Below are 12,829 nucleotides of genomic sequence, written 5' to 3'. Positions count from 1 at the left end.
TTACGTTGCTCGCAAAATTCATAACCTAGAAAAATCCTCCCATTCCCCCGAGCTTTCGATAGGTCGACTAACTTATTTCTCTCTGCACTTTAAGCTATGCTCTTTTTCAAATAGATGAGAGCGCTGCAAGCGCTCGTAGCTGTAACAAGTTTTACAAACGGCCTCCGAGGAATTGCGATGCATATTGAACGAATAGAGCTTGAAGGTTTTCGGTGTTTTGGCCTCGTTCGGACTAAAGTCCAACTTGGTCCCGAGCTAGTCGCGCTAGTTGGCGACAATGGCACCGGAAAAACAGCGCTGATGCAAGCTTTACAAAGAATGTTTGGCGTCACGGCCGATCAGCGACGTCTGCGCAAGCAAGACTTTCACGTTCCATTTAATGAACCGGTACGTCCCGCCACACGCACGCTGGCCATTGAAGCTATCGTTGCTTTTCCGGAACTAGATGACGACAGTGAAAGCCGCGCCGTGCCAGCCTTCTTCAAGAACATGGCAGCCGAGGAAAATGGGAACCTGAAGGTGCGTCTACGCCTAGAGGCGACGTGGACGGACGATGGAACACTCGATGGAGCGATTGATGAGTCATACAGCGCCGTACAGACTTTCGGTCCATTCGAGGAAAGCGACCTCCAACGGTTGGGAGGCCCTGACCGGGCACGAATCCAACTCTTCTACATTCCTGCGACACGTGACGGTGCATCGCAAGTCTCTGCGCTCGTTCGCGGAAGACTGTGGCGGGCCATTAACTGGTCACCAGAAGTCAAAGAATCTCTGTCTGACGCAGGTACTGACGTTAATGTGGCCTTCTCAACTGAAGCAGCTGTTACAAGCATCGGTAAGGTAGTGACCCACCGTTGGCAGCAACTTCACTCCGCAGGAACAGATAGCTTGCCCATCTTCCGGCCGGTCGACACTCGATGGCAGGAGTTCATCCGGCGCGTAGATGTCGTTTTCCATCCAAATGAGCTTGGCCAAGACCGCGCGCTAGAAGACCTCAGTGATGGCCAGCGCTCGCTATTTCATCTCGCGATGGCGGCAGCTACGCTTGATATTGAGGCGAAGCTGGCAGAGGGCAACGCCCCGGCGGGGTTTATAGATGGCGGCGTCGCCTTGCCCGTCTTGACTCTCGTCGCCTTGGAAGAGCCCGAGAACAATCTTGCCCCTTTCTACCTGTCCCGCATCATCAAGCAAGTGCAGGAGATTGCTGCAGGCGGTAATGCCCAGGCTATCGTCTCTAGTCACTCGCCCAGTATTCTCGCGCGTGTCGATCCCGCCTGTGTGCGTCACTTTAGATTGAACACGGCGACCCGGTGCGCCGAAGTTAAGAGTATTAGCTTGCCCGAGGACAATGAGGATGCATCCAAGTTCATTCGTGAGGCTGTACGCGCCTACCCCGAGCTCTACTTCGCGCGTCACGTGATCCTCGGCGAAGGGGCAACAGAAGAAGTCGTGCTGCCGATGCTGGCGAAAGCCTTGGATTTCCCCATCGATCGGTCCTTTGTCGCGGTCGTGCCACTTGGTGGCCGCCACGTGAATCATCTTTGGAGGCTACTCCATAGCATTCAGGTACCTTATTCCACATTGCTGGATCTTGACTGGGGCCGCAGCGGTGGCGGCTTCGGTCGTATCAAGACGGTGTTGGCGCAGTTGTTGAATGTGGGGTCACAGGCGAAGAGCTCTTCGACGAGCGGCTCAAACCAGAAGGCCCTGAAGCCAATGTTGCCGAGATTGCAGCATGGAAGCCCAATGACACTGAATATTTGCTCAAATTGTTGGACCATTTAGAGAAATTCAATGTCTTCTATTCCCGCCCGCTTGACCTTGACTACACAATGCTTAATGCCTACAAAAAGGCCTATCAACAGTTGGAGATTGGTATGAAAGGGCCATCCAATATAGGCAACCCTCGTGATGCGGTACTTGGCGACGACGGTAGCCCAGATTTTTACAACGCTGAAAAAGAAGACATGTTGCGCTGGTATAGGTACTTATTCCTCGGTCGAGGCAAGCCCAGCACTCATGTCAGAGTGCTTAGTGGGCTAACGCATGCCGAACTACAAAAGGACATGCCGAAGGTACTCCAACGGCTAATTAAAAAGGTCAAAACCACGCTGGAACAGGCAGCTGTGTGATGAGTAACCGATCCATCGCACCCGACAGCTGGCGCCCGCGTGGTATAGCGAACTTGGAGCCTGCCGCATGGACGGCATTACGTCACGAGGGGTCTACCTCGGTTGTAGCGGGCCCTGGTGCCGGTAAATCCGAATTTCTTGCGCAACGGGCTGCCTATCTATTGGAAACAGGGTTATGCAAACCTACAAAGCAGATCCTTGCAATCTCCTTTAAGACGGACGCCGCAGCCAACCTTGCAGTTCGTGTACGCAAACGCGTACCACCTGAGCTCGCAGGGCGCTTCACATCTCTCACGTTCGATGCTTTCACCAAGAGCTTGGTTGATCGCTTTCTCGCGGCCATTCCACAGAGATTGCGCCCAACCCGACCGTACGACATCGTATTTCATGCGCGAAGGCAGGTGGAAACCGAGTTGACGCGCATACGGGATCTAGCACGGCCGGATTGGAAGGAGCATTTAGCCTCATTTTCCCCTCAGAGCTTTGAAATATTCGACGTTGGCGGCTACCGCCTTCCCACCGACTTTCCCACAAGCATAAAGACGCCAGAAGACTTTGCAATATATCACTGGCTACATGCTCAGCTATATGGAACAGGCACCTCTAAACTGACCTTCATCACTTTGAATCGTCTGGCTGAACTGATCGTTCGTGCGAATCCCAAGATAGCTCGCGCAATACGCGCGACTTACCCTTATGTTTTCGTGGACGAATTCCAGGACACCTCGTTTGCCCAATATGACTTCCTCCTGTCTACATTTGGGCATGGGGGAACTAACATTACAGCGGTCGGCGACCACAAGCAGCGAATTATGGGATGGGCAGGCGCTCGCCAGGACGCTTTCGAGCAATTCGAAAACGACTTTCAAGCTCAGCGGGTAAACCTACTCTTCAATTTCAGATCATCGCCCGAGCTCGTCCGCGTCCAGCATTTCGTCGCAGAAACACTGGACCCCCATTCTCCCCAGATTCAATCTCAGACCACTGGGCAACTGGATCGAGATGTTGTCCAAGTATGGCGGAGTACCTCGAAAGCCATCGAGGTGCAACGCTTGGCGCAATGGATTTCTACAGACATGACCGGGCGCCGCAAGAAGCCGTCGGACTATGTACTGCTTGTGCGCCAAAAGGCTGATGAGTTCGAGGAGGAACTTCAGTCTGTATTTTTAGCCGAAGGCCTCAGCTTACGCAACGAGAGCCGTGCCGTGGGGAAGACAAACGTCCAAGATCTGATGGTCGACGCGGCCGCCTCAATTGCGATCGCAGCTCTGAGGCTTGCTATTGGTCAGCGCAGTCCCGCAGCTTGGGTTACCCTGTCCAAAATTTTCTACGTAATTCGGGGGCAGACGAAGAAGATGAGCTACGGCGTGCCGTTGCCGATCGAGATATGGAAGATTTCTTGAGCCAGTTAGGGAAGGACATTCGAGGCCAAGCACCATCCGAAGAATCGGCCATCGAGATCACTAAGCGAATTTTTAATTTTCTAAGTATGCCTGCACTCAAGTCGGCCTTTGCTGCATACACGCGAAATGATTTGTTAGAGATCATGATCGAAGCTTTCTGTTTGCACCTTCAGCAAGCAGCAGCCGAGACAACCACATGGGCAGCTTGCATTGATCGCTACTTGGGCACGAATGATATTTCAATGATGACGGTTCACAAGAGCAAAGGACTTGAGTACGACACTGTCTTCTTTTTAGGTTTAGACGACAACTCTTGGTGGAGTCACACGCCAGGGAATCCCGACGGGATCGCAACATTTTTTGTGGCGCTATCTCGGGCCAAGCAGCGTGCCATCTTCCTGTTCTGCGAGCATCGTGGTTCGCGGAACAAAGTTTCAGAACTTTATGAAATACTGACGCGTGCCGGCGTAGAAGAGATTCTTGTTACTTAACTAGATCCACTAGGTCTAACCGACTCTTCGCATCTTCCTTAATGCACTCAAACTATATCGGTATTTATGTCTGCACCACGATTGAGCATGGGTCAGAACATACTCTACCTACGCCGCAGTCATGACTGCGAATTACCGGCGAGCGTGGTGTTGGCTACCAATCATTGCAGCAGGCACAGGCTTGCACCACAACGGTAGCGCTGCTTTGTGTAAATTCCGCAGGAAGCCGCGCTGGGGTCTCTTGGGATCGCCCTTATTAGCCAGAAAGTCACAGCTATGATCCCCGAGCTGCAATCGAAGGCGATTTGCTTATCTGATACCCGAAGCCGCTTACCCACTATGCTCCAGGATTCAGAAGATATTGCCCTGCTTCGGAGAAAAAACGCCAGGCTGCGAGCGCAGCTGGCGATTACCATGACCGAACAAGCTAGCGCCGTGCAAGGCACAGCTATCTCTGACAAGGCCCCATTCGACACGCAGGCGGCAGACAAAAAGATGCAGAGCACAGACTTCAGCAAGCTTCATCAAGTATCTGCATATAGGCCCGAGCTTGGCAGGCGATATAGAGGCTAGACGCAGCGATTTAATCCGCTGCCGACGACAGCATGAGTTCGCAGGAGCCGACCGCAGTGAGAGATGATGCAGCCTAAAGAGGTAGCCTATTTATTCTGCAAATAGGCAATCCTAAACTCCACCTCAATTCTTGGGCGTGATTGGCCCTGCAACGGGCACCAGAACATGCCACCCTTTTTTGTTGTGCGATGTCGATTTGCAGACGACTTGAACACTTTTTCTGGCTAGTCCTCCATCCAATGGAGCCCAATCTGATTTAAGTGAAGTAGCGCATTGCTCGACTATTATCTTTGGATTGACACGCACAGTAGTGAATTCCGTTTTTTGGCGTTTGTTTTCTTCTTTCAAAAACTCATCTGCTGATCTCTTTATTTCTTGCAAATCTTGAATTGGCGGCAAAGTATTTTCACCAGCAAACGTGATACAGGGAATCATCGATCCGATGAATATAAATATAAGTTTCATCATCATTTTTGCACCGTCAATTTACCCACATAGCGCCCATCTGGTGTCCGATGGCCAATCAAAGCTTTGTAGATCGCGTTCCACTTATTCAAATCCATGACCGTAACACAACCTTCGGATATGTTTCCAAGGTGGATGAATCTGCTGTTATCCCCAAACTCGATCGGAAACCATACCTGATCTGAGCGCAGACTGGGTTCGACCTGTGTTCTATAGAATTCGGTCATATTCTTGTCGTGTGGGTTTGGCGGCACAAGAATCTTGTAGATTCCAGGGGGAATTGGTGTGAAGCCGCCCTCAATCGTAACTGCGCCAAGATCCGTGTTCAGTGTCACTAAAGCGCTGATGCCGTCAACAATCAAGGTACCAATTTGCTGTTTGTATTTCTCACCTCTAGCTCTGGAATACACCTCATCAATGGCCCCATATTTAACTATGACCTGATCACCAGCTTGATTTGGCGCATTTGATCCGAGATATTCTTTCGCGTTATTTTCACCAAGGCTGGCTATTTTATTCTTCTGCCCTCCATCCAGAATCTGGAAATAAACGCGGTTATGAGAAATTTCTGTGATTTTAAGTTTTGTATATTCCAACAGTGGCACCCAGGCGCCAGATGATTTCAATGCAACTGATAGCCAACCAGATGCAGGTACCTTATTGACGTAGAAAAATTTCCCAATGGTAAAAGCCATACTTCCTCCCTCATGATTCGTTTTCGCAAAAATTCTGAGATTGCCTTGCTCATCGCAGCATTGACTCTTTTTTCTGTAGTCTAGTTTGCCGCAGTGACCGCGCCAAATAATGATTCAATTTTTTACATTTCCGCATGAATGATCAGCAGTTCGCTGATGCAGTGCCCTATGGAGTGATCTTGACTAGCATCCAAAGGGTCACCGACTCGGTTCCGAGTCACTTCATATCGAATCCCGTCATTCGACATGAATGATGCCAGTGGCCTGCTCGCTTTGAGTAGCTGCATTTGACTATTCAGATAGGCGCTACCGTCCATTGCTCGAAATGCTGTCTTCCATCTGCGTGCCCCAAGCTCTACCTGAAGCCAAGGCTTTGAACGACTGCTTGGAATTGCTTCCGCATTTGCTCCAAATCCTAGTGCTCCTACGCCTTGAGCGTGGACTCTTGGATGGTCGGAGCTGTGGCTGAACTTGGGTGCAGCCTTCAAGCGCCTCGCCATGCAATCGTCCGGCGACAGATCCCGTAGAAGTGTTGCTCCGTGCAAAGGACCGAGAGAGCAGCATGAGCACCTCTCGAAACCACCTCCCACGAACCAGGCTGACCAGCCACTCACAGCTATGGTCCCCAGACCAAAATCGCCGCCCCGCCAGCGGCGATCTGCCACCCTCGTCCACCCGAAGCCGCGCCCCATCCCCCATTACAAAAGAGTCTGAAGAGATTGCCCTGCTCCGGGAGGAAAACGCCAAGCTGCGGGCGCAGCTGGCGATTGCCGCGGCTGGCCATGCCAGCGCTGCGCAGGCCGCAAGCGCCAGCGATCAAGACCCTTTCTATGCGCAGGTCGCGGATCAGAAAACGCTGTTCTCGGATTTCATCGAGCATCTGCCGATAGGTCTGTGCCTGGTGAGCCGTAGTGTGGGCAGGTGCTGATATCCAATCCGGCCTAGCGCAATTTCCTGCCGGAAAGCCCTCCACCATCGCTTGTGGCGCCCGAGGAAAACCGGGGGTGCTGGCGCAGTTGGGACCAGGAAGGCAAGCCGATCCCCAGGGACCGGTTTGTGGGCGCCAGGGCTGCACGTGGCGAGCTGGTTCGGCGCGGCGACTATCCATCTGGACGAACCGCCCTGAAACACGGTGGCCCCGTTGTCTTGCCTATGCCATGCAGTCGCAGTCGCTCAGGGAGCGCCGTATTCGCTCAGCTTCTTGCTGAACCCAAAGGTCCACAGTCGCTGCGTGCGATCGTTGACGTCATTGGTGGTAAAGCGCAGGCTCGCCGCGCCTTTGGCGCATTGGCCGTCGTTCACGATCTTGCCTTCGGCGTCCACCATGCATTTGGTGACGTCCGAGCCTTCGATTTCCTTGCCGCTGGCGTCCAGCACTGCCAGCGAAACACCGAAGTCGGTGTCGTTGGTCAGCGCCAGCGTGTAGTCATCGACCAGTGCCAGGCCTTCGGCCTTCTCGGCCACCCAGCCGGTGGCGTTCAGGTTGAAGAGCCGGGTCTTCTTGAGCGTCACGACCTTGGAATAGTCCGAGCCATTGACCGGCTTGCCAGTCAGGCTGCTCTTTTCCAGGTCGGAGCCCAGCGCGGTGATGTCGGTGGCGTTGGCCGGAAACTCGATCAGAACCAGGTCGTTGAAGACTTTCTTGTCCTTGCCCGTGCCTTGCTCGATGGCGATGAATTTCCCCTTGCCCAGTGAGACCATATCACCCAGCTTGGCATTGCCGGTCTTGCCTTGGTTGTACCAGCGGCTGTCTACGGGCAAGGCAAACAGGCGGGTTTTCTCGGTGGTCGGGTCAAACTCCACCCAGCGCACAAAGCGAGCGTAGTCGCGCACGTTCTCCGACTTGCCTGTGGCGTCGGGAACGGCAGCGGTGGTGTAGTCGGCCTTGCCGTCGTCCAGAGGGCTTTGCAGGAAACCGTGCAGCTTGCCGCTGGCCGCATCGATGCTCAGCCCCTCCATTCCACGGTTGGCGCGGCGCTTGGCGAGAATGGCCGGCAGATCGGCCGCGCCAGTGCCGGGCCCGTATTTCTTCTGGATGATGCCGGTCGCCGGGTCGATCTTCACGATGAAGGGTCCGTATTCGTCGGACACCCACAGCACATTGCGTGCGGCATCCACCACCACGGATTCTGTGTCCAGGCCGAATTCGCTGTAGCCCTTGGCCTTGCCGGGATAGGTGAAGGAGTCGTCCAGGACTTGCTCGCCCGTGTTGCCTGTGATGCCCCGTGGCTGCACGCGGCCGTTGGCATTCTGTGTGGCGCTGAATCTGAGCGGCCGGGTAGAGACGAGCCTGGCTCCGTCTTTTCCGAGGGCGATCACGCCGATGGACGGAGTGAAGTTGGGCGAGGGAAACACCGTGGAACTGGCAAAGCCCGCGGGATTGGAGCCGTCGGTGATCTGCGTGACCGGGCCGGTGGTCGCGTTCGGGCCGCGATCGGTGATGGCGTAGAACTCCAGCGTGCCGTCGGCACGCCTGCCCTTCAAGGCCAGGCCTGAACCGTAGGCTGGCAGAAAGCCCTTGGGGAAATCGGCCTTGGTGGCGGGGTGTTGGCCTTCGTAGGGGAAATAGAACCTGTCGTCGAACTGGACGTCCTGGCGCGTGACGATGGCGCGAATGCTGCCGACGCCGGTGGTCTGCGTCACCGTCTCGAAGCCGGCGACTTGGAGCGGGCGGGTGTCGGCGCAGGCGCTCAGCAAGGCAGCCGCGGCGGCGATCACTGCCATCAGGCAGGAAGAAGAAGTGGGGGGTCGCATAGCGCGTAGGTCTTGAGAAGAAGAGGCAAGCCTGATAGGTAGATAGGCAGGCCCTGCGTGGCAAGGGCCTGCCCAGCCTTGAAGGCTTCGTTTCTGAAAAAGGCGCTGTGCCGCTCAGAACGAGTGGCTGATGCCCAGATCCACACCGGTCGAGCCGGCGTTGGCCACACCCGCAGGACCGCCGATCAGGCCGACGCTGGCGCCGTTCTTGTTGTTGACACGCGCCAGCCCTGCGTACAGAGAGGTGCGCTTGGAGAAGTCGTAGACATATCCGATCGAATACTTGTCGGCCTTGCCGCCGCTGCGCGTGAGGGCAGAGGCGTTGCCGCTGAACTTGGCGCTGGCGTACTTGACGCGCAAGCTGCCTGGCCCCATGGGGACGGTTGCGCCCAGGTAGAAACCGTCCACCTTCCCGGAGGTTGCGCCGTTGACGGGCTCCCACTTCAGGCTGTTGTATCCGCCATTGAGCAGGAAACTGCCGAAGTTGTACGAGGCGCCCAGCACCAGGTCTTCGAGATCGCTGGTTGCGGCGATGGCGCTGGGCGAAGCCACGGCTGCGGTGCCGTCGATCCTGCCGTAGCCGATACCCACGTTCAGCGGGCCCGAGCGATAGCCCAGGTTGCCGCCTATGTACCTGCGGGCCTTGCTTGCGCCAGAGCCGGAGGCGTTCTCGTCGCCAAAGGAAACCGAGAACTGGCCATAGACACCGCCCAAGTCGCTCGGCAGGAAGTAGCCCACGGCGTTGCTGATGCGCGTGCGGTCGACCACGCCGCTTTGGCTGGCGGCGTTATAGGCAGTCTGGCGGATCGTCTGGAACAGATTGGCCTGCACACCGGTGGTGGTGTCGGGGCCCGCGAAAGCGGTAAAGATGTTGTAGCTGGGGGTGTAGTCGCGACCCAGCCGGATTTCACCCCAGGAATTGTTGCTCAGCCCGATCGTGGAGCGGCGCTCGAAGCCAAGGGAGCCGCTGCTGCCGCCAGTGCCGACATCGGGGTTGAGGCCGCCTTCAAGCCAGAGCTGAGCTCTGTTGCCGCCGCCGAGGTCCTCCGTGCCACGCAAGCCAAGCAAGCTGGTCTTGCCTTGGCTGGAGTTCAGTGCATTGAGCCTGTTGCTGCCGGACTTGGCAATGGTGACACCGACGTCCACCACACCAAAAATGGTGACGGAGGATTGGGCCAAGGCCAAGCTGGAAGAAGAGGCGAAGAATGTGCCCATCGCGAGTCCCAGAATGCGCGAGCACGTTTTTTGATTTTTCATTGGCGAGATACGAACTGAACTTATTAATGAGAATGACGGTAGCCTCCTGCCACCGCTGCGGGAACTCTAGGCAACACATAAGTATTCTTCGTGACAGCTGTGCTGTGTGACATGAAAGTCACAGCAGCGGCGGTGGCTGCGGCACGTTTCCTGCTGGGAAGCCCTCTCGCCTCCACCCTTCAGCCATGGTCTGCACGACAGGGCAGATCATTCATTGCCGATTTATTTGATTCATATTCGAGAAATTGGCGAAAATATGCATCCTTTTGCCATTTTCCCAATAAGGTTCTCGACTTCCATATTTTCAATGGCACATTTTGAGCGTTCGTCGACCGATTCATCGGTCATTGGGGACCCAAATTCAGCCCATTGCACGGCCAGTTCAACCCCATAGTCCCTGGGAAGGCGAAGTCCCACAAGAATTGCCGCACCGAGGACTGCAGCCTCAACATCGGTCGCACCAGCAGTCACAGCTATGATCCCCAGGCAGCATCGCCGTCCCCGCCAGCGGCGAGCTGCCCCCTCTCCTCCACCCAACGCCCCGCCCCATCCCCCCCATGATCCAAGAGTCCGAAGAGATTGCCCTGCTTCGCGAGGAAAACGCCCGGCTGCGGGCGCAGCTGGCGATTGCCACGGCGGGCCATGCCAGCGCCGTACAGGGCGCGGGCGCCAGCGATCAGGACCCGTTCGATGCACAGGTGGCGGACCAAAAGACGCTGTTTTCGGATTTCATCGAGCATCTGCCGATAGGCCTGTGCCTGGTGGGCAAGGGTGGCAAGGTGCTGATGTCCAACCCGGCCTACCGCCATTTCCTGCCGGACACCCCCATCCCTTCGCTGCTGTCGGCCGAGGAAGACCGGGGGCGCTGGCGCAGTTGGGACAAGGACGGCAAGCCCGTCCCCCGCGACCAGTTTGTGGCCGCCCGCGCGTTCCGCGGGGAGCTGGTGGTGCCGGGTGTTGACTGCGTCTATGACACGCCCCAGGGGCTCGAGGTGTGGACGCGCGTGTTCGGGGTGCCGCTGCGCAATGCAGACAAGGAAGTCGTGGCCACGGCCATCGCCATTCTGGACATCGATGCGGAACGGCGGGCGCTGGACATGTTGCGCCAGAGCGAGGAACGGCTGGATGCGCTGGTGCGCTCCTCCTCGGAAGTGCGCTACTCCATCAGTGCGGACTGGAGCGAGCTGCACCAGCTGGCAGGCGGCGGGTTCATCCCTGACACGCAGGCGTCCAACACGAACTGGCTGGAAGACTACATCCCCCCGGAGGACCGCGACCTGGTGCGCGCGGAGATCGCGCGGGCCATCCGCACGAAGACCGACTATGTGATCGAGCACCGGGTGAACCGGGTCGATGGCAGCGTGGGCTGGGCGTTCTCGCGCGCCGTGCCGCTGTTCGATGCCGCAGGCGCCATCACCGGCTGGCTGGGAGCGGCCTCCGACATCACCGAGCGCAAGCAGGCCCAGGCCGCGCTGGAGCGCTTGAATGCCACGCTGGAGGAACAGGTGGCAGAGCGCACGGCCGACCGCAACGCGCTGTGGCAGCTGTCTTCCGACATCATGATGCGCTGCACGTTCGAGGGCATCATCACTGCGGTCAACCCTGCCTGGACCGAGGTATTGGGCTGGCGTGAAGACGAGCTGCTGGGCACGACGCTTTTTCATCTCATCCATCCGGAGGATCTGGCGCGCACCATCCAGGACACGCAGGAGCTGGCCACAGGCATGGCGCATGCCCGGTTTGACAACCGGTATCGCCATCGGGACGGGAGCTACCGCTGGATCTCCTGGTCCACCCGTTCGGCGGCAGGCCGCATCAACGCGGTGGGCCGCGACATCACCTCCGAAATGGCCAAGGCCGAAGCGCTGGCCAAGGTGCAGGAGCAACTGCGCCAGTCGCAGAAGATGGAGGCCGTGGGCCAGTTGACGGGCGGCCTTGCGCACGACTTCAACAACCTGCTGGCGGCCGTCATGGGCAATCTGGAGCTGCTGCAGCGGATGCTGGCACGCGGCCAGGTGGACAACCTCACGCGCTTCATCCATGGAGCGCAGGGGGCGGTGCGGCGCGCCGCCACGCTCACGCAGCGGCTGCTTGCGTTCTCGCGCCGGCAGATCCTGGACTCCAAGCCCACCGATATGGCCGCGCTCCTGGCCGATTGGGAGGACCTGCTGCGCAGGACGGTGGGCGCCAGCGTGGACATCGACATCGTGCCGGCAGCCCATCTGTGGCATGCGCAAATCGATGGAACGCAGCTGGAGAACGCCATCCTGAACCTGTGCATCAACGCCCGCGATGCCATGCCCGAAGGCGGCCGGCTGACCATCAGGACAGCCAATATCGAGCTTGAAGAGGCGGCAGCCCGGGAGTGGGATCTTCCGACGGGCGGCTATGTGTCGCTGTGCGTCACCGATACGGGCACCGGCATGTCGGAGCAGACCATTGCGCGCGCCTTCGAGCCGTTCTACACCACCAAGCCGGTGGGCCATGGAACCGGGTTGGGGCTGTCGATGATCTACGGCTTCGCGCGGCAATCGGGAGGAGCGGTCAGGATCTTCTCCCAGCCGGGCCAGGGCACCACGGTCTGCCTGTATCTGCCCAGGTGCGACGCCGCGCCCGTTGCAGAACGCGCGGTCGATGCGGCAAGGCAGGTGGTCGTTCCTGCCCAAAGGACCTTGCTGGTCGTGGATGACGAAGCCCCGATCCGCCATCTCATCGACGAGGCGCTTGTCGATCTGGGCTACACGGTGCTTGCCGTGGCCGATGCAGCCGCCGCGCTGCAGGTACTGCGCGCCGGAACCCGGGTGGACATGCTGATCACGGACATGAGGCTTCGCGGCGGAATGAACGGCAAGCAGCTGGCCGACGAGGCACGCCTGGCCCGGTCCAACCTGCCGGTGCTCTTCATCACCGGATTCACCGAGGCATCTCCGCTCAGCCAGGAAAACCTGCACCCCGGAACGCAGCTTCTGACCAAGCCGTTCACATTGGATGCGCTGGCGCTCAAGGTGGCGGAGATTCTGGGCAGTACAGACGCTGTGCCATCGGACTGAGTTGCGCGG

Annotated in this window: 11 protein-coding genes; 7 read left to right on the top strand and 4 right to left on the bottom strand. The window is 57.4% G+C overall.

The features are described 5' to 3' along the window. Positions 1-177 precede the first annotated feature (177 nt). Genes CLV01_RS17475 through CLV01_RS29320 form a run of 4 tightly spaced genes read left to right on the top strand, consistent with a single transcriptional unit; the run spans position 178 to position 4,026 of the window. Positions 178-1,785, top strand: a complete 1,608-nt coding sequence (locus CLV01_RS17475) for an ATP-dependent nuclease (RefSeq protein WP_218968189.1) — start codon at positions 178-180, stop codon at positions 1,783-1,785. A 47-nt stretch (positions 1,786-1,832) separates the two neighbouring features. Continuing rightward, a complete protein-coding gene (locus CLV01_RS29325; protein ID WP_218968188.1) occupies positions 1,833-2,132 on the top strand; it encodes a hypothetical protein in 300 nt (99 codons plus the stop codon). After that, positions 2,132-3,535, top strand: coding sequence for a UvrD-helicase domain-containing protein (locus CLV01_RS17470; protein WP_218968187.1), 1,404 nt, complete (start codon positions 2,132-2,134; stop codon positions 3,533-3,535). Before CLV01_RS29325 ends, CLV01_RS17470 begins: the two co-directional genes overlap by 1 nt. Then, positions 3,520-4,026 (top strand): 3'-5' exonuclease, encoded by a 507-nt coding sequence (locus CLV01_RS29320; protein ID WP_218968186.1) that lies wholly within the window; start codon positions 3,520-3,522, stop codon positions 4,024-4,026. Before CLV01_RS17470 ends, CLV01_RS29320 begins: the two co-directional genes overlap by 16 nt. 696 nt (positions 4,027-4,722) lie before the next feature. Here the strand turns inward: CLV01_RS29320 and CLV01_RS28860 are convergent. Continuing rightward, positions 4,723-5,070 (bottom strand): hypothetical protein, encoded by a 348-nt coding sequence (locus tag CLV01_RS28860; protein WP_143290031.1) that lies wholly within the window; start codon positions 5,068-5,070, stop codon positions 4,723-4,725. After that, positions 5,067-5,759: a DUF2778 domain-containing protein gene (locus tag CLV01_RS28855; RefSeq protein WP_143290032.1), complete on the bottom strand. Its 693-nt coding sequence runs from the start codon at positions 5,757-5,759 to the stop codon at positions 5,067-5,069. The genes CLV01_RS28860 and CLV01_RS28855 overlap by 4 nt, the downstream gene beginning before the upstream one ends. Before the next feature lie 562 nt (positions 5,760-6,321). Here CLV01_RS28855 and CLV01_RS29650 point away from each other — a divergent pair. Then, positions 6,322-6,687, top strand: coding sequence for a hypothetical protein (locus tag CLV01_RS29650; RefSeq protein WP_257221359.1), 366 nt, complete (start codon positions 6,322-6,324; stop codon positions 6,685-6,687). Between the two features lie 245 nt (positions 6,688-6,932). On the opposite strand, the gene CLV01_RS17455 is transcribed toward CLV01_RS29650, so the two are convergent. Together CLV01_RS17455 and CLV01_RS17450 are read right to left on the bottom strand one after the other, a co-directional pair. Continuing rightward, positions 6,933-8,513, bottom strand: coding sequence for an esterase-like activity of phytase family protein (locus CLV01_RS17455; RefSeq protein ID WP_099733677.1), 1,581 nt, complete (start codon positions 8,511-8,513; stop codon positions 6,933-6,935). 114 nt (positions 8,514-8,627) lie between these two features. Beyond that, positions 8,628-9,728, bottom strand: a complete 1,101-nt coding sequence (locus tag CLV01_RS17450; protein WP_099733678.1) for a porin — start codon at positions 9,726-9,728, stop codon at positions 8,628-8,630. A gap of 132 nt (positions 9,729-9,860) precedes the next feature. On the opposite strand from CLV01_RS17450, the gene CLV01_RS28850 reads away from it, so the two are divergent. Further along, positions 9,861-10,091 (top strand): hypothetical protein, encoded by a 231-nt coding sequence (locus tag CLV01_RS28850; protein ID WP_143344291.1) that lies wholly within the window; start codon positions 9,861-9,863, stop codon positions 10,089-10,091. A 236-nt stretch (positions 10,092-10,327) separates the two neighbouring features. Next, positions 10,328-12,820: a hybrid sensor histidine kinase/response regulator gene (locus CLV01_RS17445; protein WP_099733679.1), complete on the top strand. Its 2,493-nt coding sequence runs from the start codon at positions 10,328-10,330 to the stop codon at positions 12,818-12,820. Positions 12,821-12,829: the final 9 nt, after the last annotated feature.

This window comes from Delftia sp. 60 (genome assembly GCF_002754395.1).
In the GTDB taxonomy this organism is placed as follows: Bacteria; Pseudomonadota; Gammaproteobacteria; order Burkholderiales; family Burkholderiaceae_C; genus Comamonas; species Comamonas acidovorans.
This window is presented reverse-complemented; position numbering and strand designations above follow the sequence as displayed.